This window comes from Borrelia recurrentis A1 (assembly GCF_000019705.1).
Lineage (GTDB): Bacteria > Spirochaetota > Spirochaetia > Borreliales > Borreliaceae > Borrelia > Borrelia duttonii.
Window position 1 is genome coordinate 716,688 of the sequence record NC_011244.1, and the last position, 24,496, is coordinate 741,183.

Below are 24,496 nucleotides of genomic sequence, written 5' to 3' on the forward strand. Positions count from 1 at the left end.
TATTATAAATTTCAAATATTTTTGTGTTAAAATTAAATGTAATGTTTTACAATTTCTTCAAATTTTTCAATACCAATTGTTTTAATAAATCCTGCTAATTTTGGTCCTTTGTCTTTAGTAATTAATATGTTGTAGAGTTGCTTAAAGAATAATGGTGGTTCAATATTGTTTTTTCTTGCAATATTATAAATTTCATCTTGAATGTCTTTTTCAGTAATATTATTAAAATTTTCTTTTAAGAATTTTAGTAATTGTATTACTGCTTGTTTATTGTTATCTTGAAGTACTTCAATGTTATCAAATGTTGATCTGAGTGAAAATTTAAAATCTTCAGGTGCGAATTTTTTAATCCAGTTGATGGCACATTCAATTTTATTTATTAGTTTTGTTTTTTGATGTTCTTTTATATTATTTAAAAGTGTAAAGATTTTATCTTTGTCTCCTTCAAAAATTTGACATATTACACTTAAATGTCTAAATCCAATTTGATAAGGAATTTCTTTGTCTGGTGCTTTTGGTTGTGAGAGTTCATAAATTCTTTTGAAAGTTTCTTTTTTCTTTTCTTGAATTTCATCAATTCCATAATATACCCTTTCAAATTTATCGTAATCTTCATAAATTTTTATTACATCAAGGTCAAATGATATTGCAAACTCTGTATTGGGTTTTGTTGAGGCAAATAAAAATCTTGTAACTTCAGGTGTATATATTTCAAGAACATCTTTTAATGAAACAACGTCTCCAGATGATGAAGATATTTTTCCACCATGTCCTTTAATGGATATAAAATCGTATTGAAATGTTATGGGAGGAGTTCCTCCAAAAATTTTTACGATTTCTTTTGCTGTGTCAAAACTTCCTCCACTGCTGTGGTGATCTTTGCCAGCAGGTTCAAAATCAACATTTTCATATTTCCATCGCATTGGCCAATCTATTCTCCATGGAAGTTTGCAAGCCCATGTTTTTCTTAAGTCTAGCGATTCTTTGTTGCCACATTCGCAATAGTATTCAATAGAATAGCAATGATTATAATTTTTTATTGTTGTAGTATCTCTATTACATTTGGTACAAAAAATGCTAATAGGATACCAGTCATCTGCAAGTTGTGTGATTCTGTATTTGTTGAGTATTGTTGCTATTTCATCTTTATGATCTAGTGCAAATTTTATTTGATTTGCATAATCACTTGACATATATTTTAAGCTTTGATCTATAAATTCTGGTTCAATGCCTACAGTAGGCAAATGTTGTTCAAATTCTATTTCATTTGCTCTTGCATAACTTGACTTATTAGTTTTTGTGTCAGGAACTCTTGTTATTGCTTGTCTTAAATAGGTTGTTAATAATTCTTGATCAGGCATGTTCTTAGGTACTTTTCTAAATACATCATAGTTATCCCATGAATAAATAAATCTTACTTGTTTTCCCTGATCTTGAAGTGCTCTTGCTACTAGGTCAACAGAAATTACTTCTCTAAAATTTCCAATGTGAACGGTTCCTGATGGAGTAATTCCTGATGAAACTGTGTATTGTTCTTTTTCACCTTTTTCTGTTATTATTTTTTTTGCATAAAAATCTGCCCAGTGTGCTGTTTTCATAATATTTCCTCTGTTTAAACTTAATTTTATCATCCTATTTTTGTTATTTCAATATGAAGAAGTGTTGAAAAATGTTATCATATTAATTTATCAAATTTTTAATTAATTTAGCGTTTTTATTCCAATTTTTTCTTAATTTTACTTGTAAGAATAAATTGCATTTTTTTTCAAGTATTTTTGATATTATTTTTCTAGATTCTTCACCAATTGATTTAATTCCTTTTCCTCCTTTGCCAACTATTATTCCCTTTTGACTCTCTCCAGCTACAATAATATTTGCCTTAATAAAAAACTTGTTTTCTCTATCTTCTAAGATCTCGATTTCTGTGTATATAGAGTATGGTAATTCTTCTTTAAGTTTTTTAATAGTTACTCCTCTAATTATTTCACTAATTCGTAAATTTATTTTTTGATCTGTATAATATTCTTTTGGATAATAAAGAGGTCCTTCATTAAGATTTTCATAAATTTTATCTTTCATTGTCTCAATATTTATTTGCTTTTCAGCAGAGATTTTTATAATTTTGTTTTTTTGTATTTTTTTTTCTTCTAAAAATGTCATTATTTCTTTTTCTTTTGTTTTGTGAATATCAATTTTGTTTATGGCCACTATAAAATTAATTTTGGATCTTTGTATGATTGTTAATATTTCATTTTCTTCAGTTCCAGGTTGATCTTGAATATCTATGACATAGATAATTAATTCTGTTTCTATAATTGCAGAGTATACGTTATTCATTAATGCTATATTGAAATTTTTTTTGCTTAGATGGAATCCTGGTGTGTCTATAAAAATGATTTGTCCTCTTTTGTCTGTAAATATTCCTTTTATTTTATTTCTAGTTGTTTGTGGTGTAGAGGAAGTGATTGATATTTGATGTCCACATATTGAATTTAAAAGTGTAGATTTCCCTGTTGAAGGTCTACCTATGATTGATACAAATCCTGATTTCATTTTAATTTCCTATTTCAATGTATTAATATTATTAATATATTTTATATGGTAATTAATGTATACTATCTTTAAATATTGTGTTACAAGGATTAAGGTTTGAGAAAAGTCAATTTTGAGGTTTTTTGTGAGAAATGTGGTGAGAGAGTTGAACTTGATAAGGCAATGTGTTTGAATTGTCATTCTAAGTTAGGCGATCTTGAATGTCCAAGTTGTGGATATGTAGGTATTATTTCTGCATTTGAGAATGGTTGTTCAAAATGTAATTATAGTCCTTTTGAAAAACAGTTAAAAAAACTTTCTATTAATAGAGGATTTAAAAGGCTTTGGAGTGGTGATAGCTTTTTAAGGAGAAAATTTTATTTTGGATTTTATGTGAATGTTATGCTTTATTTGTTTGCTAATTTTTTGATAATTTTGCTTTTTGTTTATATTCTTTTTTTCTAAGGATGAATTTATATGGGAATTACGGTTTTTTATTTATTTTCTATTTTCTTATCTTTTAACTTAGGAGATAATGTTAAGACTGTTGAAGATAATATGAAACGCAATTCTATTTTTTATTATGATATTGAAGAAGTTGAAATAGCTTCTGTTAATACACAAATTTTGAATTTTAGAGGTAAAATTTGTGTAAAAAATGCTTATTTTAGTTTTGATAAGTATAAACTTTATTCATATACTTTTGTTTTTGATAAAAAATTGGTTTCTCAATATTCTATTGTTTTGAGTGTTAAAGAAAAATTTGGTGATGCTTCTGTTGTAACTCCTTTTAATTATGTTTGGGATATTGGTGATTCAATTATTGTGTTAAATGATAATATTTTAAGAATGACATTAAAGTCTTACATTAATGGAAAAAATTGAACCTGAAAATTTTGTTTGCATTAATTTTTTTTGTCTCTTGTGTTAGGCATATATATGATAAAGAAATCATTATTAATGATACTAAGTTTTTTGTTACGCTTGCAATTGATAAGGTTACTAGAGCTAAAGGTTATATGGGAACTAGACATATAGGTATAAATAATGGCATGCTTTTTATTTTTGATAAAGAAAAAAATTTATCTTTTTGGATGCGGGATACTTCTATACCACTTGAAATTGCTTATATTAATGCTGCAGGTATTATTAAAGAGATTTATAGTTTAATTCCTTTCTCAGAAGTGAGTGTCAATTCTAAATATAAGGTTAAATATGCTCTTGAGGTTCCAGGGGGTACTTTTTCTAAATTTAAAATTAAAGTGGGTGATAAGGTCAAATTTAATTTTGATGTTAATTCTTTAAATATAGAGTAAATTATTTAGCTTTTATTTTTTGAAGTTCTTCTTCTTCATGATCGTTGATTTTATCTTCATTTTGTAATGTGTCATTAGGAATTTTATTGAAGGTTTCATTGGATTTATCTTTAATGTTGATGTCTGTTTTATCGTCTCTTATGACTTTTTTAAATATAGATATTGTTGCTGCTATTTCTTCAAAGGCATCAAGTAAGAATATTTCTTTTGCATTTTCTTCAGCTTTAACAATGTATACCAAAGAATTATTGCCTCTTTCTGGATCATGGATTATTTCCCATGATCCTAAGACACGATTGTTGTAACTATCGCTCATTAAAGATTCTGATATTTCTTGAATTTTATCCGAATTAACGTCAAATGTTTCTACTATTCCAAATATTTCTCTTATTTTTGAATTTTGATATGAATTTAGTTTTGACCTGACTATTATTTCTATGTTTGCATTGTTAATGGTTTTTGATATGATGAAATCATTTTCTTTATCTATTCTATATTCTAATTTATTGTTATCAAGTATTTTTTTAATTCTTTTGTCGTAAGTTACGTTTTTATCTTTACAACTTATGAATGTTATTAGTGTTAAAACGGCAATAACTATGCTATATTTTAATTGTTCAATGTTTAGAATACTTTTTTTTAACATGTTATTGCTTACCATGTAATTTATTATAGTTTAATTATAAGGATTTTTGAAGTAAGTTATATGTATTTTAGGAGTAATGATTATTCTTATACAGTTATTCAATCTAAAAATAGTTATGTACAAAAGTCAACTTTTGGAATATCTTTTGTCATTTTAAATAGAGGCACAAAAATTTTTAGGGAGGATTTATTTGAATTTCTTTCTAATTTTGACTTTATCAGAGAAATTATTTCTATTGAAAAACAAAGTAATAGGACTTCTCTTCAGTTTATTTCAGAAAATTATGATAAATTGAAGTTTATTTTACTTTCTGGGGATTTAAATTCTGGAGAGAAAGTTAATTTAGCTATGAAAGAATCCATTTGTAGTTTTGTTTTTGTATTGCAAAGTGATATGTACTTGTTAAATCCTTTTTGGATTCCTAATATATTTGATGAAATTGTTAAAAAGAATGTACTTCTTGTTGGTGGTGAATTCTTTGATAAAGATGAAGAGGTTGTTCCATCGATTTTTCTGCCTACTATTGATAAATATCAAAGATTGAAAGTAATTTTAATAAATTCTGAACGTGATTATGAGAAGACTTTAATTACTATGGATTATTGTGGTCTTTATTCTAAGGAGAAGTTTATTCAGTTAGGAGGTTTTGATAAGAGGATCAAAAATGAGTATTTTCAAAGATTAGATTTTGGGCTTAGAGCTATTTATTTTGGAGAGAGTATTTATATTTATAGGAAATTACGTATACAATATACAGCTTTAAATATTCCAGAAGATTTAACAAAAAATAAAAGTTTTTTGATTTTTTTACTTAAAAATTATGTTCCTATTTTTATTGGAAATGGAGTAAAATTTTCATTTTTACGATTTATAAGACTATGCTTAAGATATGGTGTTAATCCTTTTAGGTTTGGCAGAGAATTTAAAGAAATTAAATATGAAACCATCAAAAATAGCTTAAGGTTTAAAGGTGATTTAAAGAGTGCAATTGAACTTTGGGAAAATAATATTATTGATTAATTTAGTATTTGTGTTTTTATTTGTGCATGCAGATGAATTTGAGTATGTCAATATTCTTGATTCATTTGATAGCAACTTTTTTAAGTTCAATTTTAATATTGAGAGAGATATTCTTACAATTGAGCATGAGAAAGGACATCTTAAGCTTAAAGTGGGTTTTGAATATGGTTTATCATCTATTGGTTATTATATTTATGTAGATCCTATCCTTTTAAGAGATGGGGAAATTTTAATCACTAAGAAAGCTTTGATGCAGATTGAAAATTATTTTCGATCTTTGCAAAGTTATAGTAAACCACGAATAACATCAATTGTTATTGATCCTGGTCATGGTGGTCATGATAGGGGAGCTATTGTAACACATAAGTTAAGAGAACATAATATTACTTTTTTTGAAAAAGATTTCACTTTGACTTATTCTATACATTTATATAAAATCCTTAGTAATTATTTTTTAGATAGAAATATTTTATTAACACGTGTGGATGATATTTTTGTGTCATTACAAGATAGATCCGAATTTGCAAATGCAATTAAACCAGATTTTCCCAATAATGTTATATTTTTGTCGATACATGCAAATAATGCCCCAAATCCGGATGCTAGAGGAGTTGAATTTTGGTATCTTCCTCAAAATTCAAAAAGAGAGGTTATAAGGAATTTGAAAGGATATGATATTAGAGGTAATAGATACTTAAGGGAGCTTAATGATATACTAGATATTAAGTATAAATATGAATCAAAAAAATTAGCGGAAATTTTATATGAAACTTTTAGTGATGTTTTATGTGAGACTAAAATTAGAACAATTAGGGAAGAGCAGTGGTTTGTGATTAAAAATAGTAGTATGCCCGCTGTATTAATTGAAATTGGGTTTTTGTCGAATATTGATGATGCGATTTTGATTTTGGATTACAATTATATGAGCAAAATCAATATTTTAGTACTTGAGTCCTTAATTAAGTTTATTGAATTTTATGAAAAATAGTGGTTTTAACATGTTGATGAAAAATATTTGTGTTTGTTACGATTTTCTTAGGCGTCATTGTTCAAAATATTTACTTGAGATATTGATTGTATTTTTATTATTAAGTTTTTTATTTTCTTCATATATGATATTTTGTAATTATGATAATCTTTTCTTTAGAAAAGTATTTTATTTCCATTCTGAGCATGAATTAATTTCTGATTTACGTTATTTAAAAAAAAGAAAAACTCTTAAAGAAAATTTGGATTTGTTAGTTAAAGATTTTTTATTGGGTAATAGTAAAGGTTTTTATTTGCAATTTGGAACTACTAATGTAAAGCTTTTATATTCTTTTATGAGTAATGATGTATATTTTATAAATCTTTCCAAAGAGTTTTATGATTCTTTTGGAAATGGTGCTTATAAGGATTCTGAGGAATTGAGGGTAAGTTTATTTGTTAAATCTTTAAAAGAAACAATTAATTTTAACTATCCTAGAGATGTTAAAGAAATTTTTATTTTCATTGAGGGGTATATTTTAAATGTTTAAGATGTTTTTGAGTATTATTGGATGTATTATGAAATTGACAAATAAAAAATTAAATTATTTTGTATGAGGAGTTGATTTGATGGATAAAATGAAGAAAAGTGTTTTTATTTTATTTTTTATTATTTTCTTAATTCCTGTTTTTGGCCAAGAAACATCTCGAAAATCATCAGGTGATGGTTCTTCTGATGGTGAACCTGGTGAATTGGTTCTTGATTTTGCAGAACTTGCAAAAGATCCAAGTTCTACTGAGCTTGATCTTACAGATTATATTGATCGTGTATATTCTGGAGCTTCAAGCATTATGAAGCCAGAAGATATGGTATTAAATCTTGGAATAAATAATTGGAGTGTCCTTTTAACACCTTCAGCTAGAATGCAGGCATATGTAAAGAATTCTATTGTTGTTCCGGCTGTTGTTAAGAGTGATTCTAGAAGATATGCAGGAGAGACAATTTTGGGAATTAGAGTATTATTTCCAAGTTATATTCAGTCTTCTGCAATGGTATTGCCTCCATTTAAAATTCCTTTTTATGCTGGAGAAAATGGTAATCAATTTGTAGGTAGAGGTCTTATTGATAATGTTAGAATTATGAAAGAGGTAAAGGTTACAGTTTACAGTTTGGGACATGATGTTGATCTTGAAGTTTTATTTGAAGATATGAGTGGTATGGAATATGTTTATCCTTTAGGTTCTTTAAAATTTAAGGGTTGGGCAGATTTGGTGTGGTCAAATCCTACTTATCTTCCAGGGATAAGTTCTAGAACAGCTGATAATAGTGTTCCCAATTATCCTCTTCCTTCAAGCAAAATGAGGTTTAAGGCATTTAGAGTTTCAAAATTTCATAGTTCAAGGGAACAAAATCTAATTTTTTATATCAAGGATTTAAGGGTTATTTATGATAAATTAAGTATTTCCTTGGATTTTGATGTTGATAATGAATCTATATTTAAAATTTATGAAACGCGTGGAGTTGAGTCACTTCGAAAATTGAAGTCCCAGGAAGCTCTGAAGAAAGTTTTAAAGGTGAGAGAGAGTATATCAATGCCAGATGAATCTTTTCAAGATTTATTTGAAAAAGGTAAAAAAAGTAGTAATGATAAATCTGGGGTACGTACTGAGAAATGATAAATTTATTATGATAGCAGGGTCAATTTTCAATTTGTTCCTGTTATCATTAAAATAGGAAAATGGGTGAATGATAGATGCAGATAATAAAGAGCTTTTAGAAATTTTTTTTGAAGAGGCTCAAAATCTTGTAGATACTCTTGAAGAGAATATTATTTCATTGGAAGATGACCCTCATAATATGGAAACTATTGATGAAATATTCAGGGCAGCACATACTATTAAGGGTAGTTCAGCTTCTGTTGATATGATGGAACTTTCAAGTTTTACTCATGTTGTTGAGGATGTGTTTGATGCTATTAGAGATAATAGGTTAAAAATATGTAATGATCTTATTGATTTACTTTTGAATGCGCTTGATGTAATAAAAAGTATGCTTGATACACGTCTTAATGGAGATGTTTATTTGCAGGATGTAAGTGGGCTTAAAAGTAAATTAAGAGGCTTTTTGGAATATGATTATCAGACAACTTCTGTTTCAGTTTTAGAAAATAAAGATAATGATGAATTTTTACTCTCTTCTTCTGATATTAATGATATGCGGGAAGCTGTAGGGCTTGGTCAAAAACTTTTAAAAGTTAGTGTTGATTTTGACAAAGATAATCCCATGGCTACAATTGCTGGAATACAGATGTTTCAAGCTTTAAAAGATTTAGCTCCAATTCTTCATACAGTTCCAAATTATGATCAATTGATTTCGGATCAATTTTTAAAAAGAGTGGATTATTATTTGATATATTTAGATATTCATAAGATTGAAGAAAAGATAAATTTATCTGATGTTGCGTCAGATTATTCAATTAATGAATTTTATATTGATAATGAATTGGCAAAAGCAAATTTAAGAGAGCAAAATTCAGTTGATAATACACTTTCTAAAGATAATACAGTATCTAATAAGGGTGGTTTTCAACTCTCTAATGATGAGATTATTGATTTAAGAAATTATATTGGAGATTCTAAGTTGTTTGAAGTGAAATTATATTTTAATAAGAATAATCCTATGTCAACTATTTCTGGCTTTCAAATGTTACAGGCTTTGAAAAGTTTGGGGGAAATTTATAAATCTATTCCTGATAGTGAGGATTTGCTGTCAGATAAATTTTTTGATTTGATTGTTTATTATTTAATATCAAAAACTTCAATAGAGAGTATTTCTAAAAAGGTAGATTTGTCAGATGTTGTTGTTAGTTTTGATATTAGCGAAGTTGATTTGAAAGATATTAAAGGTATGGATGTAAGTACTGAAGTTGATGCTTATGCTCCTGTTAAAGAATCTAAAAAATCAGCTTTAAATGTTAATTTAATTAGAATTGATAGCAAAAGAATAGATTCTATATTAAATCTTGTAAGTGAAGCTGTCATTAGTAAGTCGTCCTATAATCAAATAAATTCTGATATGACATCTTTTATTTATGGTTTTAATTATTTTTATGATTATCAAGAAAATTTTCGTAATAGTTTTTTGTCAGATTTAAAGATGATTTTTAAAGATGTCGGTTTAGATTTGGAAAATTCTATTGAGACACGGATAGTGGAGTTGTTGGAACATAAACTTGATAGAAGTTTGCAAGATATGATGAATTTAAAAGATTTATTATTTAAGATTCACCAAGATTCTAGATTTGCATCTAATAGACTCTCTAGGATAATTACTGATTTACATGAGAGTGTTTTAAGAACACGGATGTTGCCGGTTGCTAGTATTTTTTCAAGGTTTACAAGAGTAATAAGAGATCTTTCAAAGAAATTAGGTAAAGTTGTAGAACTTAGTACTCAAGGGGAAGATACTGAAGTTGATAAATCTGTTATAGATGACCTTGTAGATCCTTTAATGCATTGTATTAGAAATTCTATGGATCATGGAATTGAAACTATGGATGAAAGGATTAGTAAGGGAAAAGATAAAGCTGGTCATATAATTTTGCGTGCCAAAAATGAAGGTAATGTTATATCAATTGAAATTGAGGATGATGGGAAAGGTATAGATCCAAATGTCATTAGGAAAAAATCAATTGAAAAAGGTTTAATAAATGAAAATACAGTTCTCTCTGAGAGTGAAATGCTTAATTTGATTTTTGAGCCTGGGTTTTCGACAGCTAGTCAAATTACAGATGTTTCTGGTAGGGGGGTAGGGCTTGATGTTGTTAAAAATAATGTTAAAAAATTAAATGGAACTATCATTATAGATTCAAAAATTAATGTTGGTACTATTTTTAAAATTAAACTTCCTTTAACATTGGTGATTGTTCAAGGACTTCTTGTGAAATCAGGGAATGAGATTTATGTTATTCCTTTAAACAGTGTGCTTGAAACTCATAGAATTAATGAAGATAATATTAGGCTTCTTGAAAATGATCATGAGGTATATAATTTAAGAGAAGAAGTTATATCTGTGCTTAGGCTTGATGAGCTTTTTAATATAAAAAATGATCATCAAGATTTGTATGAAAAATTTTTGATAGTGATTAGCATTAATGATAAGAAAGCAGGTATAGTTGTTGATTCTATTCTTGGAGAGGAAGATTTTGTTGTAAAACCTATTAAAGATAAGTATGCTTCAAGTCCTGGAATAGTTGGAGCTACTACACTTGGTAATGGTAAGGTTGTTCTGATTATTGATGTATTTAGGCTGTTTGACTTAAGGGATATGAAGGGATAGTCTTTATGATGGAAATAAAAGAGATATATTTAGATGAACATAATATTGGTAGTCATCTTAAAGAAAAAGATTCTGTTAATTTAGATTTTAAAGTTGTATCTTTTAATATTGGAGATGATAGTTATTTGGTAGATATCATGCAAGTTAAAGAGATTAGAAAGTCTAATAATTTTACATATGTTCCTAATGCTAAAAAATATGTGGTTGGGCTTGACAATTTAAGAGGGGAAATAATTTCTATTATTGATTTGAGGATAATGTTTAATTTAAAAGTCATTAAAAAAGACTTTGAAGATGTTATGGTGCTTAGAAATAACGATCTATTAATAGGAGTTATTGTTGATAAGGTTAATAATGTTTTTTCAATTGATTCTTCTTTGATTCAGAATCCTCATCCTATTTTATTTCAGGAAACATTGATACATTACATGAGGGGTGTAGTTGAATATGGTTCAAAATTGTACATTGTTCTTGATGTTGGTAAAATTTTCAATTATGATAATGATATAGAAGAAAAAGAAGTTTTATTGGAAGAGAGTAAAAATACAGGTGATAAGATAGGTACTTCTGAGCATGAAGAGCAGTCGATATCTTTTGATAATAATTCTTTGGAGTTATCAGAAGCATCTGCTAGTAATCATGTGTTATCTTCTAAGGATAATTTAGATGATTTAAGGGTGATTAAGGAAAATCTTTTTAAATATTCTTTTAATTCATCCTTGGTAAGTGACGATTTTTTAAAGAAGATAGGAGTTAAATTAGATATTGCAAATATTAATGATTTAGCTTATGATAACTTCTTAAGTGAATTTTATTCAAAATCATCGAGTCAATTATGGAATGAGCAGTACTTAAAGGAATTTCAGGAGGAAATTGTTCAACGGCACGTTAATAATATGAGTGATATTGGTACTATTTTAAATGTTTTTGAAATTGGCTGTGGTGAAGGAAAAGAGACAATATCTTTCGTGAATGTTTTATATGAGTCTTATAAAAATCCTTTTAAAGTAACGGCTATTGATAATGATTTTAATAAAGTTATAGGTACTTCTAATCTGGTTTTCTTAGAATCTGAGATTAATTTGAGTGAAATTTATCGAAAAAATTCCTTTGAGCAAGCTTCAGGAGTTTATAAATTTAAGCCAGAGATTATGAATAGTATTTTATTTGAATATTCAGATGCCATTTTATCAGAATTTCCAGAAAATTTGGGAATTGTGTTTTTAAGAGATATTTTATGTTTCTTGAATGATGATGGTCAAGTTTTAATTCTGAATGCAATTGCAGAAAAATCTGTTAGAGGTGCTCTTTTGATTTTGGGAGATAATGAAGAACTTAAGAATAATGATCTTTTTATAAAAGATAAGTCTGTAAAATATTTTAACCTATATAAAAGGATTTAAAGGAGAAATTAATGAGGATAGATTATATAGAGCCATTTTTAGATGCTGCTTCTTCAGTTTTAAGAGATATGTTGCTTGTCGATGATATTCAAATGGGCAGTCCTGGGCTTAAATCAATAAATCAAAAGATAAAGGGAGTTTCTGTTATTGTAGGGCTTGCAGGTTCTGTTGAAGGAAGTATTATTATTGACATGGATATTGATACTGCACTTTTTGTTGCATCTAAATTAAATTTTGAAGAGTATGTTGATTTTGATGATGAGGAGACCAAGGAAATGGTAGCAGCAACTCTTACAGAAGTTGGTAATATTATTGCTGGTAATTTTGTTACTACTCTACATTCTAAGGGTTTTGTGTTTGACATAACGCCTCCAGCTTTTATTTATGGGGAGAATATGAAGATAAGTAATAAAGGGTCTGAAGCATTAATAGTACCTTTTACTTTGCCAGATAATAAAATTATTGAAGTTAATATTGCAATAAGGGAGAGGGTTTGATATTATTATGAAATTGAGAGTGCTTATTATTAGAAAAGAGGGTTTAATATGATCCAAAAAACTACAATTGCTATGGATGCTTCAAATAAACCAAGAGGTATTAATTATGATACAGGGGTTCCTTTTAATGTTTTGATTGTGGATGATTCGGTTTTTACTGTAAAGCAACTTACTCAAATTTTTACTTCTGAAGGATTTAACGTTATTGACACTGCTGCTGATGGTGAAGAAGCTGTGGTTAAGTATAAAAATCATTATCCTAATGTCGATATTGTTACTCTTGATATTACTATGCCCAGAATGGATGGAATGACATGTCTTGATAATATTATTGAATTTGATAAAAATGCTAAAGTAATAATGATTTCTGCTTTGGGGAAAGAGCAGTTGGTTAAGGAATGTTTGATTAAGGGTGCAAAGACGTTTATTGTAAAACCTCTTGATAGAGCCAAGGTTCTTCAAAGAGTTATGTCTGTATTTGTCAAATGAAATTAATGTTGATTATTTATTATTGTTATTATAAAAAATCATTTCATTAGTTATTTCGTTTGGATTTTTTGTGAAGTATGATGGATTGAGGTTGAAAATTTCTAATTTGTCTTTATTATCACTTATGTATAGTTCTAGCTTGTAAAATCCTTTTGTGGTGTATATTAATGCTGAGCTTTTAAAAATTGAGTCTATAGTTTTAATTTTAAATATTTTGTATTTTGTAAAATCTTTGTCAATGATTTCACTTTGAAGTAAGTATTTGTTAGTTTCTCTATATGTTGGAGTGATTTTTGAGTCATCGATTTTATTTTTTAGAATACTTTTTATGAAATTTTCTGTTAATTCATATATTTGTATTTCATGTGTACTTTTTGGATATTGAATATAATATTCTTCTTCTATTAATAAGTTAAAAGCAGAATATTTTTTTATGGATTCTGATGATCGTTTTTCTATTGAAGGTGTTATTAATCTTGAATGAATTGATGTATTAATTATTAAAAACAGCAATATTTTTTTGATCATATGTTTTCCTTATTGTTACTATTTATTATTTTCTTTAGTTGCTCAATTTCTAGTGGAAGTTTGCTTTTTCTTTTTGTATTTAATTTATTTTTTAATAAAACATTGTTAAATGTTTTTGCCATTTCATATACTTTTTCTTCACTAAAATGAAATGGAATTTGAATTTTTCTATATTCAAATGGGTCTTGTAAAACTTTGTGCATTAATATAATTGGGTTTAGAAAACTTGCTTTAAAAAATTTATAAAAATTTGTTAAAAATATTGCAAATGATATGAAAAGGGTAAATAAAAATATTCCTATTACAGAGTCATTTTTTCTTTGTAAATATTTATCTATATAGAATTTTGTTTTGTCTATTTCAATAATTTTATATTCACTAGGACTATAATAAAAAAATATATCATCGGATTTAGAATATATAGTTTGTTCTTTGTCCTTAATTATAAGTATGAAAGGATATTTTTCTTTAATATAATTTTTTTCAGTTGTGATAGAAATATTTTTTATTATATTGAACTCTTGTTTTTCGGGGATTGTATTTGCAAAACCTGAACTTGAGAATATGATAAAAAATATAAATGGAACCAGTGAACTTATTGAAAATGTTCTGGCAAATGCAATTAAAATTAAATTTTTTTCTTTTGGATTATAATAGATTTCAATCATTAAGTCGTTAAATCTAAGAAGTCTTAAGAATCTTAATTTAAAGAGTGAGAGTATTATTGGAGTTAAGATTATTTCTTGCGGATTTAGTATATTTTGCATTTGATGGGAACTATAAAATATTAAAGGAACTAGACAATGTATTAAGTCGAAGAATAGATTATTTCTTATGTATATTTGTGATTTTTTTAAAAAAAATGCCTTTAAAATTTTGTATAAGAAAATAAGAATTAATATTATGTCAAATAAAAATCCAATGAATATTAAAGCAAATCGAATTTTATATGGCAAAAAAAGTATTATTGATAATTCTTCCATCAAAAATGTAAATATTGATGCTATTAAAATTGCTTTAAAAAAATTTGAAAATATTTTTACCATTTGTTTTTCCTAGCTATTTCTAAGAGTTCTTTAATAATTCTTGGATCGTAGTCTTTTGAATTTGATTGTTTTATTGAAAACCAACTCTCATCGTATCCAATAAATCCTTTTGTTCTGTTATTTTTGATATTTGGAATTTTAGTTCTATTTGAAAAGATTGATATTAATGTTGCAATTGGAGACATATTGCTTAAGTGTTCATATTTAAATAGACTTTGAGTTATTATCTTTACTGTGTTATTGTCTAAAAATTCTATTTCTTTGCTCACTAATTGTGATATATTTTCAATATTTTGAGGAACTAACTTTATTTCTTTTTCTAAATAAAATTTAATTATTAGGATTCTTAATAATAATAAAATTTTAATATAGTTTTTTATAATTTTAGAAGAATCAAAAATATTACTTTCTTTTTTGATTAAGTATATTGTGTAAGAATTTTTATCTTCAAAAAGTTTATTTATATAGAATGTTATATATCCACTACTTATGATATTAAAATTATATAGGAATTCTTTTCTTAAATAAGGATTTGTTTTAATGGAGTTAAATATTAATTCAAGATTATTTTTATTAAATTTTTTATTAAAAAGATCTTTTACAATATTTAGATCAATAGATTCAATATTTGATAAGATAATAGGACTAATTATTATGTTTGTTTTTTCCTTAACGTATTGAATTAGTGAATCTGTGTCAAATTTAAAATTTTCATTTATAAATGTTGAAATGGTTTTTTTATTATCTTCTATGTATTTGATTATTTCAACTTCTTTTTCAAAAACTGACAATCCTTTTATACTTTCATGATTAAATAAGTAGTGGTAAAGATGTGGAAAATATATTTTTAGGTTCATTTGAGTATGTCTAAGAGTTCAAATGGATTATTTAATATGTATTTTGCTCCGTTTTCTTTTAATTCCTGTATTGTTCTAAATCCCCATGAGACTCCTATGGGCAAAAAACCAGCATTTTGAGCAGTTAACATATCAACATCACTATCACCAATATATGCTATTTCTTGTGGCATAAGATTGAGTTCTATAATCATATCAAGGGCATTTTCAGGATCTGGTTTTGCTTCGAATTTTGATGAGTAACCTCTGACTTCAAAAAATTTGATATCTTTAAATATGTCTTTTGTGATTATTAGTAATTCTTCATGGTTTTTATTACTTAAAATTCCAATAGGGATTTTAAGTGAGTTTAGTTTTTTCAAAAGTTCTGGTATTCCATCATATGTTTTTGTGTGAAAATATAAATTTTGATTGTATGTTTTTACAAATTCTTGATAAAGATTGTCATTAAGGTGCTTGTCATTTAGATCTATATTTAGATGTTTTAGGGTGTTTTCTATTAATTTTGAATATCCTTTTCCAACTAGAGTATTAAATTCTTCTGTTTTAATTTCTCTATATCCTAATTTTTTTAAAGCAAAGTTCATTGATGATGCAATATCCATAATGCTGTTTATTAAAGTTCCATCCATGTCAAAAATGCAAGCTTTGATTTTCATATTGTAAATCCCCTTGAAAGTCATATATCATTTGCTTCATTTTATCATTATTTCTATTTTTTGTTTATTTTATTATAGTATTTATAATATTCTACATTATTTTTGTTTTTTTTCTAAAGATTCCTTGAAAATATTTGTTTTTAGTTTTATTATGTCTGGCTAGGGTGTAAATAATGTTATTTAATTTCTTTAAAATTTAGGTTATCTTTGATGCAAAATATATTGGTTTTAGATAAAGTTACTAAACGGTATGGCGACTTTGTTGCTAATGATAATGTTTGTATCAATTTTAAAAAGGGAGAGATACATGCAATTCTTGGTGAGAATGGTGCTGGCAAGACCACTTTAATGAAAATTATTTATGGAATTCACAGACCTGATGGCGGACAAATTTTTTTAAGAGGGCGTGAACTTAAATTGAAAGATTCAAGTGAGTCTATTCGTAGTGGTATTGGTATGGTGTTTCAACATTTTATGCTAATTCCTAAATTTACGGCAGTTCAAAATATTATTTTAGGATATGAAGATTCAAAATTTGGGTTTGTTAATTATGATCGTGTAAGAAAAAAAATAATTCAACTTTCTGAAAAACATGGTTTAAAAATAGATATTGATAAGCCTGTTGAAGATTTAAGCATTGGAATGAGACAAAAAATAGAAATACTCAAAGTTCTCTATAGAAATGCAGATATTATTATTTTTGACGAACCTACGGCAGTACTTACTCCTAATGAAATAAATGAATTTATGAATGTGTTAAAGATATTGGCTATTGAAGGATATACTGTAATACTTATTACACATAAAATAAAGGAAATAAAATCTGTCGCACAAAGATGTACAGTTATGAGTCTTGGGAGAGTTGTTAGAACTTTTGATGTTGCTACTACTAGTGAGGTAATATTTACTAAATTGATGATAGGTAAAAATACCTTTCTTGATATGTCTAGGAAACAGAGTATTAATTATACAAATGTTCTTGAAATTAAAAATTTAAAAGTTAAAGATGAGCGAGGTGTTTTAAGAGTTAAAAATATTAGTTTTGACCTTAGAGAGGGTGAGATTTTTGGGATAGCTGGGGTTGAAGGAAGTGGTCAAGAAGAGTTAATTGATGCTATTATTGGCGTTAGATCTATTTTTAGTGGAGATATAATTAAGAAAGTTGATGATAAATTTGAATCAATAAAAGGTCTTACTGTTAAACAAATAATAGATAAAAAAATAGGTCATATTCCATCTGATAGGCAAAAACACGGACTTATTTTAGATTTTAATATTTTACAAAATATTGCTATTAAGAGTTTTGATGATGTTAAATATTTAAAAATGAAAGGTAATGATATAGAAAGTGGTAAAATAAAGTTTAAATTTTTAAATACTCTAAAGAAGCAATTTGTTAATTTTAATTTTTCTGTTCTTAAGAAAATAAGCGAACAACTTGTGATTACATTTGATATTAGGCCAAGAGATATCTTGCGTAAAGTTAAAAATCTATCTGGAGGTAATCAACAAAAAGTAATTATTGCACGTGAGATTAATTTGAAACCCGAGATTCTATTAGCAGTGCAACCGACAAGAGGACTTGATATAGGTGCGATTGAAAATATTTATGAAAAAATTATTGAACAAAGGAATGCAGGAATGACTGTTCTTCTTGTATCTCTTGAACTTGATGAACTTATTCGTGTTTGTGATAGAATAGCTGTAATGTGTGATGGTAAAATTATAGGTGTTTTGGAAGATAATTTTGATGCAAATATTATTAGTAAAATGATGATGGGTACAGGTTAAATTATGATTAATAATTCTAGATTTAGAGAAGTCATTATCACATTTATAAGTTCTCCAATGTTTATTAATTTTTTTTCATTTTTTTTAGGAATTGTAATTGTTGGTTTAGTAGTGTTCGTTCTTGGATATTCTCCTTTGAAAATGTATTTTATAATAATAGAGGTTATTTTTTTATCTCCCAAACATTTAGGATATATTATAAGTTATGCTACGCCTTTAATTTTTACGGGACTTTCAATTGGCATTGCATTAAAAGTTGGACTTTTTAATATTGGTGTTGAGGGTCAATTTATGCTTGGTTCAATTGCAGCTTTAATAGGTGGAATTTTTTTTGAGTTTTTTCCTTTATTACATGTGATTGTTGTTTTATTTTTTGCATCCTTAGTATCGGGAATTTTGGGTGTTTTAATTGGGTATTTGAAAATTAAGTTTAATATAAATGAAGTGATTACAGGAATAATGTTTAATTGGATTTTATTTCATATAAATAATCTAATTATAGATTTACCCGTTATTAAAAAAGGTGATAGTGATTTATCCAAGTCAATTCGAGAAAGCGCTTTTATTGACTTTTTTGGTTCTTGGAAATTTTCATCTGAAGGACTTGCTTATAGAGGAGAACATCCATTTATTAATGATTTGTTAAAAGCACCTCTTAATTTTGGAATAATTATTGGCATTGTTGTTGCTATTTTAATATGGGTTTTATTGAATAGAACGATGCTTGGATTTAAAATAAGTTCTATAGGATGTAATATTTTGGCGTCTTATCGTGTGGGAATTGATATTAAGAAGGTTTTGATGTTTGTTATGTTTCTTGCAGGTGCTCTTTCTGGTCTTGCAGGTGCTATACAAGTTATGGGTGTAAATAAGGGAATATTTAAACTTTCTTATATGGAGGGAACTGGTTTTAATGGTATAGCCGTTGCTTTAATAGGTAATAATTCTCCAATAGGGATAATCTTTTCAAGTATTTTATTCTCAATTTTAATTTATGGTAGTAGCAGAGTTCAAAGTTTAATGGGTCTTTCTTCTTCAATTGTATCTTTAATGATAGGGATAGTGGTGATTGTGATTTCTGCTAGTCATTTTTTAAGAAAGATATTTTTGGAGGCAATTAAAGGTGTTAAACGCACTAATATTTCTAATTAGTGAAACTCTTGTGAATTCTCAGACTTTGATTTTGGCTGGGCTTGGTGGACTTATAAGTGAGAAAAGCGGAGTAATTAATGTTGGCATTGAGGGTACAATGGCCCTTGGTGCATTTGTTGGTGCTACAATTGCATATTGTTATGGTAGTCCTTTATTTGCAATTTTTGCTGGAGGTTTATCAGGTCTCCTTCTTTCACTTTTACATGCTATTTTCACTATTTTTCTTAAATCAGATCAGGTAATGACTGGAATGGCTATTAACTTTTTAGGGCCGTCTATTGCTATGTTATTTGGTACTTTGATTTTTGGTTCTTCATCAACCCCTCCAATAGATGTTAAGTTACCTATACTTTTTGATGGGGTTTTGGATAAGAAGTCTATTATATTTCAAATTTTTGGAAAAAGATATTCACTCTATATTGCAATAATGTGTGTCATTGTTTTTTATATGATGTTTAAGTATACTAAGATTGGACTTAGAATTAAGGCTAGTGGTGAGGCTCCAGAGGTTTTAAAATCTCTTGGAGTTAATGTTGTTATGATTAGATTTTTTTGTGTTTTATTTAGTGGTTTATTTGCAGGGGTTGCTGGGGCAGTTCTATCGACTGTCATTGCTTCAAGTTATATGCAGGGAATTGTTGGTGGGCAAGGTTTTATTGCTATTGTTATGGTGATTTTTGGAAATTGGCAACCTTTTGGAATTTTAATGGGTAGTTTTTTATTTTCTTTTATAAGGACTCTAGTTGTTATGACATCTCAAATTTCTTTTTTTTCTGTAGTTATTCCTCTTAAAATATTAATTATTTTACCATATATTGTTGTAATTTTAAGTCTTGTGTTTTTTGCAAACAATAATTATGCTCCTCAAGCTCTGGGTTTACCTTGTCGAGAAGATTGATTTTTATTCTGATTTTTTTTAATATACAGTTGGAATTGGTGTAAGATTTGTTTATGAATTATGTTTTTTGATATAGAGTATATTAGGAGTGTCTATTTATTCTTATATTTGTAAGTTTGTTGTTTGTTAAATTAATTGATTGAAGGATTAATTTACGAGGTAGTTTTATGTTAAAAGTTAAGTACAAATTTGTTGGATATTTATTCTTATGCTTGTTGTTGGTAATATTGTTTTTTTCTTTGATTTTTAAGTTTATTTTGGGTAATTATTTAGAACGTTATTATAAGCAATTAACAAGAGCTCAAGTAAGACGAGCTGCTTTTTCTGTACAATCTTTATTAGATACATTTTATATTATAATTGATGGTGCTAGTTCTAATTTGGCTCTTGAGACTATGGATGAATATTCAGTGGTTAAGAATGGTGGACGTATGTTTTCAGAGATGGAAATAGATAGGTTTAGAAAAAATTCTAAAATAGTTCTTGATACTGTAAAGTTTGATAAAAAATATCGTAGTCGTTTATACAATATATTATGGGATTTAAAACTTGATACTTTTTATGAAGATTTTGCATTTCTTGATTTCGAAGGTAATATAATTGTCACTACAAGATATGAGAATAATTCAGATTTTGCACAATCTGAGTCACATACAGAGTATTTTAAAAGAGCTGTTGAAGGTTATAATAAAGATAAATTAGATTTTGTTGGTTGGTATACTTCTCTTAATGAGGGTATAGCAGGAGAAGTTGCTGTTAGGTCTTACTATAAGGATAAAAAGGCTTCTGCTATAGTTGTTCCTGTACATTCGGCAGAAGATAAGGTGTTTCTTGGCTATTTAGTAGGTTATTTACTTGATGATTGTATAAGAGAGCAATTAGATAGATCTAGGTTTGGATTTTATAATAGAGGAAATTTAGCTTATTTTGATTCACAAAATTACCTTGTGAATTCTCTAATAGAGTATGATGAGGGTTTTAAAGTTAGTGATTCTTTCATTAGTCTTTTAAAGAGTACGTTAGCTCATCCCCCTAGAAAATCCGAAGTTGCGACTGAAACATCAGTTTATGAAATTCAAAGAGCTTTTTTGCCAGAGATGGGATTGTATAATTATTATGCTATTTTACCTATTAGCAGTGAACTTGGAACTAATAGTGGGGTTCTTCTTGCTAGAATTCCTTATGAAGATATTTACGGTGTTGTTAACAGTTTGGCCTTTAAATTTATTGCGTGTTCTATTTTAGGACTTATTATATTGATTATCATTCTTTCGGTAAAAATAGAGTCAATTATTGTTTTTAGATTAAATGTGTTTATTAATTTAGTAAAAAGAATGCTTAAAGGAAATTTAGATAAAACTTGTATTATTGCTGATGATGGATATTATGATGAACTTAGTTTGTTGGGTGTGCAAATTATCAAAATGAAAAATGCTATTGCAGATGCTATTACAAGTGTTCTTAAAAATATTGATTATGTTAATAAGGTAAGTATTGAAGTTGCAAATTCAAGTCAAGGTTTAAGTTCTAGTGCATTGCAACAAGCTTCAACACTTGAAGAGATGTCAGCTAATATAGAACAAATATCAGATGGGGTTAAGATGAGCGCTGATAGTTCCCAAGAGACAGAAAGAATAGCTTTAGTTACTAATCAAAATGCCCACGTAGGTGGTGAGGCTGTTGAAGAATCTGTTGTGGCTATGCAATCTATTGTTGAGAAGGTTAGTGTTATTGAAGAGATAGCTAGAAAGACTAACTTGCTTGCTTTAAATGCAGCAATTGAGGCTGCAAGGGCTGGAGAAGAAGGTAAAGGATTTGCTGTTGTAGCAAGTGAGATTAGAAAGCTTGCTGATCTTAGTAAAGAATCTGCTCTTGAAATTAGTGAATTAGTTGAAGAAAATTCTAGACTAGCAACGGAGGCGGGGATGATATTTCGAGATATGTTGCCTGATATAGAAAAAACTACTGATCTTGTGAAGAAAATTTCTGAAGGCAGTTATAAACAGAATGAACAAATTATGCAGTTTAGGGTGGCTCTTGATCAGGTTGGTGAGGTAGTACAAGCTTCTGCATCAAGCAGTGAGGAGCTTTCAAGTATGGCTGATAGGATGCTTGAGAAAGCTAAAGAACTTAGAGAAGTAATATCTTTTTTCAAAACTGATGATTCTGGTAAATTTGAAGTTGATGATTTGATGAATGAAAATTTTGCTCCTATAAATGTTAAGACTAGTTCAGTTATAGGCAATAAAGCAAATGGTGTGCGTGATGATTTAAGTATGAATTATAAGTCTATTAATAAAAGGGTAGATCCTAAGAAAGCTATTGATGTTATTGATAAGGATTTAGATTTTGATGATGATTTTTCAGATTTTTAAAACTTATTTTTATAAGGGGTAGTTGTTATATGAAACTGAAGCTAAGAGTTAGGATATTACTTATTGTTAGTATGCTTATATCAATTTTTATTTCTGTATTATTTATTGGATTTGGAATGTTAATTAATTCAAGTTTGGTAGCGCAACAATTGGATCTTATGCAAAATCTTATTGGCAATGTTAAAAATTCACTAACTAGTTATTTGTATTCAATGGAGGAACGGGTAAAAGTTAATTCGATGTATTTGGATTCTGTAGAAAGGTTTGAATCTATTGCTAGAAGTAAACCTAAAAGAATAGAGGCTATTTTAGATCAAATTGAGATTTTAGGTAAAACAGGTAGGGGTAGTAACTTAATGATAACCGATAAGTTAGGTAAAATAATATTTACTACTGCTGTTAAAGATAATAGTGATTATGGTGTTTCTGTTGCAGATAAAGAATATTTTATTAAATTGCAAACTGCTAGTTATATGTATAATTCTTCTGTTTTATTGGCGGATTCTGGCTCGATTGAAGAAGTTTTAATGAAAGATATTTCTCAAATGAAAAATGAATCAGGACAAATTCCTTATTTATTGATAGGTGTTCCTTTAAGAGATGATGTTACCAATGATATTTTTGGATATTTTATGATCTTTTATGCTTTTGATTATCTCTATAATTCGTTTAAAGATATTCGTTTTGGAACATTAAATAGTGGTCGTGCTATGGTATTTGATGAGACAGGTTCGTTTCTTATTCATCATAAGTGGTCTCCTGGTAATAATTTTGTGAAGTCTAATACTTATTATGAGCGTGTATTTAAGAATTGTTATGAAGATTTAATACAAAAAAATAAAGAAATTAGTTTTGGTCGTTATGTTGATCCTCTTAACGACGAGTATATTGGATTTGCTCAAAGGATAAAATGTAAATTGTCTGGTGTTTCATTTATAGTATATTTGAGAGCTAATAGGGGAGATTTTTATTATATGTCTAAGCTTACTACTTTCATTTTGAGTATAGGCTTTGTAATTACTTTAATTGTTCTTGGTTTTGTTACTATTTATCTTGTAGGTAGGCTTAGTTCTGCTTTAAATGGAATTTTAAGTTATTCTGAAAAACTTGCTTCTGGAGATTTTACAATTACAAGTCATTCTTTAAGGTGGGATACTGAAGAAATTCATGAATTATATGATGATTTGGGACTTTTGAGAGAGAATTTTTCGTCTATTGCTAAAATAATTAATGAAAATCTTGATTATCTTTATGAAAATGCAATTCAAATAGCGAATGCAAGTCAGAATTTAAGTTCTGGTGCGGTTGAACAAGCTTCTACATTGGAGGAAATGACAGCAAATATTGAACAAATATCGCAAGGTGTTACTGAGAATACCTATAATGCATCTACTACCGAGAGTATTGCTGTTAATACTAATGAGAAAACTAAGGAAGGATATCAGTCTGTTACTAAAGTCATTCAAGCTATGGAAATTATTACAGATAAAATAAGTATTATTGATGAGATAACAAGACAAACTAATTTACTTGCTTTAAATGCTTCTATTGAAGCCGCTAGAGTTGGAGATAAGGGTAAGGGATTTGAAGTTGTTGCTGCTGAAGTAAGAAAGCTTGCTGATCAAAGTAAGGAGTCTGCTAGAGAAATTATTGATATTGCAAATAAGAGTTTAACTATTGCAAGTAAAGCAGGTAATAACTTTAAGCAAATCGTTCCTGGAATGGAAGAAACTGCTGGGCTTGTTAAAAATATTACTCGTGAAAGTTCTAATCAGAGTAATCAAATTGTACAATTTAAAAATGCAATAGAACAAGTTAGTCAATTGATTCAAACAACAGCATCAAGTAGTGAAAATCTTTCAGCAATGTCGGAAAGAATGTTAGAGAGTGTTAAACATTTAAAAGATTCTGTTGATTATTTTAAGATTGATCAATAAACCTATAGAAATAAATGATTACTATAGGTTTAATTTGATATTAAA

At 27.6% G+C, this 24,496-nt stretch carries 23 protein-coding genes; 16 read left to right on the forward strand and 7 right to left on the reverse strand.

Annotation, left to right across the window (positions count from 1 at the left end):
• Positions 1 to 32: 32 nt before the first annotated feature.
• Positions 33 to 1,598, reverse strand: coding sequence for a lysine--tRNA ligase (gene lysS, locus BRE_RS03345; RefSeq protein ID WP_041178148.1), 1,566 nt, complete (start codon positions 1,596 to 1,598; stop codon positions 33 to 35).
• 82 nt (positions 1,599 to 1,680) lie between these two features.
• On the reverse strand, positions 1,681 to 2,553 hold the full coding sequence (era, locus tag BRE_RS03350; RefSeq protein ID WP_012539070.1) for a GTPase Era: 873 nt from the start codon (positions 2,551 to 2,553) through the stop codon (positions 1,681 to 1,683).
• A 96-nt stretch (positions 2,554 to 2,649) separates the two neighbouring features.
• Here era and BRE_RS03355 point away from each other — a divergent pair, with 96 nt between their 5' ends.
• From BRE_RS03355 to BRE_RS03365, 3 genes are read left to right on the forward strand one after another with little or no spacing between them, the layout of a single operon-like run.
• The gene (locus BRE_RS03355) at positions 2,650 to 2,997 is read left to right on the forward strand and encodes a hypothetical protein (protein WP_012539071.1); all 348 of its coding nucleotides are present in this window, start codon (positions 2,650 to 2,652) and stop codon (positions 2,995 to 2,997) included.
• Between the two features lie 12 nt (positions 2,998 to 3,009).
• Positions 3,010 to 3,417 carry a hypothetical protein gene (locus BRE_RS03360; RefSeq protein WP_012539072.1) on the forward strand — a complete coding sequence of 136 codons (408 nt, stop codon included), beginning with the start codon at positions 3,010 to 3,012 and terminating at the stop codon, positions 3,415 to 3,417.
• A complete protein-coding gene (locus tag BRE_RS03365; protein ID WP_012539073.1) occupies positions 3,414 to 3,848 on the forward strand; it encodes a DUF192 domain-containing protein in 435 nt (144 codons plus the stop codon). The genes BRE_RS03360 and BRE_RS03365 overlap by 4 nt, the downstream gene beginning before the upstream one ends.
• A 1-nt stretch (position 3,849) precedes the next feature.
• Here the strand turns inward: BRE_RS03365 and BRE_RS03370 are convergent, their stop codons facing one another.
• Complete coding sequence (locus BRE_RS03370) at positions 3,850 to 4,494, reverse strand: hypothetical protein (protein WP_049752016.1); 645 nt, start codon at positions 4,492 to 4,494, stop codon at positions 3,850 to 3,852.
• A 60-nt stretch (positions 4,495 to 4,554) separates the two neighbouring features.
• On the opposite strand from BRE_RS03370, the gene BRE_RS03375 reads away from it, so the two are divergent.
• The 8 genes from BRE_RS03375 (at position 4,555) to BRE_RS03410 (ending at position 13,208) form a co-directional block, all read left to right on the forward strand.
• On the forward strand, positions 4,555 to 5,514 hold the full coding sequence (locus BRE_RS03375; RefSeq protein WP_012539075.1) for a glycosyltransferase family protein: 960 nt from the start codon (positions 4,555 to 4,557) through the stop codon (positions 5,512 to 5,514).
• Entirely contained in the window at positions 5,507 to 6,502 is a 996-nt protein-coding gene (locus tag BRE_RS03380; protein WP_198004636.1) for an N-acetylmuramoyl-L-alanine amidase family protein, read from the forward strand. Before BRE_RS03375 ends, BRE_RS03380 begins: the two co-directional genes overlap by 8 nt.
• The gene (locus tag BRE_RS03385) at positions 6,492 to 7,031 is read left to right on the forward strand and encodes a flagellar filament outsheath protein (RefSeq protein WP_041178201.1); all 540 of its coding nucleotides are present in this window, start codon (positions 6,492 to 6,494) and stop codon (positions 7,029 to 7,031) included. Before BRE_RS03380 ends, BRE_RS03385 begins: the two co-directional genes overlap by 11 nt.
• 88 nt (positions 7,032 to 7,119) lie before the next feature.
• The gene (locus tag BRE_RS03390) at positions 7,120 to 8,157 is read left to right on the forward strand and encodes a flagellar filament outer layer protein FlaA (protein ID WP_041178202.1); all 1,038 of its coding nucleotides are present in this window, start codon (positions 7,120 to 7,122) and stop codon (positions 8,155 to 8,157) included.
• A 70-nt stretch (positions 8,158 to 8,227) separates the two neighbouring features.
• Positions 8,228 to 10,819 carry a chemotaxis protein CheA gene (locus BRE_RS03395; protein WP_012539079.1) on the forward strand — a complete coding sequence of 864 codons (2,592 nt, stop codon included), beginning with the start codon at positions 8,228 to 8,230 and terminating at the stop codon, positions 10,817 to 10,819.
• 8 nt (positions 10,820 to 10,827) lie between these two features.
• The gene (locus tag BRE_RS03400) at positions 10,828 to 12,222 is read left to right on the forward strand and encodes a CheR family methyltransferase (protein WP_041178203.1); all 1,395 of its coding nucleotides are present in this window, start codon (positions 10,828 to 10,830) and stop codon (positions 12,220 to 12,222) included.
• A gap of 11 nt (positions 12,223 to 12,233) precedes the next feature.
• The gene (locus BRE_RS03405) at positions 12,234 to 12,719 is read left to right on the forward strand and encodes a chemotaxis protein CheX (RefSeq protein ID WP_012538412.1); all 486 of its coding nucleotides are present in this window, start codon (positions 12,234 to 12,236) and stop codon (positions 12,717 to 12,719) included.
• A gap of 48 nt (positions 12,720 to 12,767) precedes the next feature.
• A complete protein-coding gene (locus BRE_RS03410) occupies positions 12,768 to 13,208 on the forward strand; it encodes a response regulator (RefSeq protein WP_012539081.1) in 441 nt (146 codons plus the stop codon).
• A gap of 12 nt (positions 13,209 to 13,220) precedes the next feature.
• Here BRE_RS03410 and BRE_RS03415 read toward each other — a convergent pair whose 3' ends face one another.
• Genes BRE_RS03415 through BRE_RS03430 form a run of 4 tightly spaced genes read right to left on the reverse strand, consistent with a single transcriptional unit; the run spans position 13,221 to position 16,298 of the window.
• Positions 13,221 to 13,736: a hypothetical protein gene (locus BRE_RS03415; RefSeq protein WP_012539082.1), complete on the reverse strand. Its 516-nt coding sequence runs from the start codon at positions 13,734 to 13,736 to the stop codon at positions 13,221 to 13,223.
• Entirely contained in the window at positions 13,733 to 14,782 is a 1,050-nt protein-coding gene (locus tag BRE_RS03420; RefSeq protein WP_012538415.1) for a hypothetical protein, read from the reverse strand. The genes BRE_RS03415 and BRE_RS03420 overlap by 4 nt, the downstream gene beginning before the upstream one ends.
• Complete coding sequence (locus BRE_RS03425; protein WP_012538416.1) at positions 14,776 to 15,639, reverse strand: hypothetical protein; 864 nt, start codon at positions 15,637 to 15,639, stop codon at positions 14,776 to 14,778. Before BRE_RS03425 ends, BRE_RS03420 begins: the two co-directional genes overlap by 7 nt.
• Positions 15,636 to 16,298, reverse strand: coding sequence for an HAD family hydrolase (locus BRE_RS03430; RefSeq protein ID WP_041178149.1), 663 nt, complete (start codon positions 16,296 to 16,298; stop codon positions 15,636 to 15,638). Before BRE_RS03430 ends, BRE_RS03425 begins: the two co-directional genes overlap by 4 nt.
• A gap of 207 nt (positions 16,299 to 16,505) precedes the next feature.
• On the opposite strand from BRE_RS03430, the gene BRE_RS03435 reads away from it, so the two are divergent.
• From BRE_RS03435 to BRE_RS03455, 5 genes are all read left to right on the forward strand, one after another.
• Positions 16,506 to 18,089 (forward strand): ABC transporter ATP-binding protein, encoded by a 1,584-nt coding sequence (locus BRE_RS03435; RefSeq protein WP_012539084.1) that lies wholly within the window; start codon positions 16,506 to 16,508, stop codon positions 18,087 to 18,089.
• A 3-nt stretch (positions 18,090 to 18,092) separates the two neighbouring features.
• Positions 18,093 to 19,241: an ABC transporter permease gene (locus tag BRE_RS03440; RefSeq protein WP_012539085.1), complete on the forward strand. Its 1,149-nt coding sequence runs from the start codon at positions 18,093 to 18,095 to the stop codon at positions 19,239 to 19,241.
• Complete coding sequence (locus tag BRE_RS03445; RefSeq protein ID WP_012539086.1) at positions 19,213 to 20,139, forward strand: ABC transporter permease; 927 nt, start codon at positions 19,213 to 19,215, stop codon at positions 20,137 to 20,139. The genes BRE_RS03440 and BRE_RS03445 overlap by 29 nt, the downstream gene beginning before the upstream one ends.
• A gap of 167 nt (positions 20,140 to 20,306) precedes the next feature.
• Positions 20,307 to 22,514, forward strand: coding sequence for a methyl-accepting chemotaxis protein (locus tag BRE_RS03450; RefSeq protein WP_012539087.1), 2,208 nt, complete (start codon positions 20,307 to 20,309; stop codon positions 22,512 to 22,514).
• 29 nt (positions 22,515 to 22,543) lie between these two features.
• Entirely contained in the window at positions 22,544 to 24,451 is a 1,908-nt protein-coding gene (locus tag BRE_RS03455) for a methyl-accepting chemotaxis protein (RefSeq protein WP_012539088.1), read from the forward strand.
• The last annotated feature ends 45 nt before the right edge of the window (positions 24,452 to 24,496 follow it).

Bases quoted from the DNA above. Each gene is read 5' to 3' on its own strand.
- BRE_RS03430 (WP_041178149.1), bottom strand. From the start codon at position 16,298: ATGAAAATCAAAGCTTGCATTTTTGACATGGATGGAACTTTAATAAAC.
- BRE_RS03450 (WP_012539087.1), top strand. From the start codon at position 20,307: ATGTTAAAAGTTAAGTACAAATTTGTTGGATATTTATTCTTATGCTTG.
- BRE_RS03370 (WP_049752016.1), bottom strand. From the start codon at position 4,494: ATGTTAAAAAAAAGTATTCTAAACATTGAACAATTAAAATATAGCATA.
- BRE_RS03455 (WP_012539088.1), top strand. From the start codon at position 22,544: ATGAAACTGAAGCTAAGAGTTAGGATATTACTTATTGTTAGTATGCTT.
- BRE_RS03360 (WP_012539072.1), top strand. From the start codon at position 3,010: ATGGGAATTACGGTTTTTTATTTATTTTCTATTTTCTTATCTTTTAAC.
- BRE_RS03395 (WP_012539079.1), top strand. From the start codon at position 8,228: ATGATAGATGCAGATAATAAAGAGCTTTTAGAAATTTTTTTTGAAGAG.
- BRE_RS03390 (WP_041178202.1), top strand. From the start codon at position 7,120: ATGAAGAAAAGTGTTTTTATTTTATTTTTTATTATTTTCTTAATTCCT.
- BRE_RS03440 (WP_012539085.1), top strand. From the start codon at position 18,093: ATGATTAATAATTCTAGATTTAGAGAAGTCATTATCACATTTATAAGT.
- BRE_RS03420 (WP_012538415.1), bottom strand. From the start codon at position 14,782: ATGGTAAAAATATTTTCAAATTTTTTTAAAGCAATTTTAATAGCATCA.
- BRE_RS03375 (WP_012539075.1), top strand. From the start codon at position 4,555: ATGTATTTTAGGAGTAATGATTATTCTTATACAGTTATTCAATCTAAA.
- BRE_RS03385 (WP_041178201.1), top strand. From the start codon at position 6,492: ATGAAAAATAGTGGTTTTAACATGTTGATGAAAAATATTTGTGTTTGT.
- era (WP_012539070.1), bottom strand. From the start codon at position 2,553: ATGAAATCAGGATTTGTATCAATCATAGGTAGACCTTCAACAGGGAAA.
- BRE_RS03400 (WP_041178203.1), top strand. From the start codon at position 10,828: ATGGAAATAAAAGAGATATATTTAGATGAACATAATATTGGTAGTCAT.
- BRE_RS03415 (WP_012539082.1), bottom strand. From the start codon at position 13,736: ATGATCAAAAAAATATTGCTGTTTTTAATAATTAATACATCAATTCAT.
- BRE_RS03425 (WP_012538416.1), bottom strand. From the start codon at position 15,639: ATGAACCTAAAAATATATTTTCCACATCTTTACCACTACTTATTTAAT.
- BRE_RS03405 (WP_012538412.1), top strand. From the start codon at position 12,234: ATGAGGATAGATTATATAGAGCCATTTTTAGATGCTGCTTCTTCAGTT.
- BRE_RS03410 (WP_012539081.1), top strand. From the start codon at position 12,768: ATGATCCAAAAAACTACAATTGCTATGGATGCTTCAAATAAACCAAGA.
- lysS (WP_041178148.1), bottom strand. From the start codon at position 1,598: ATGAAAACAGCACACTGGGCAGATTTTTATGCAAAAAAAATAATAACA.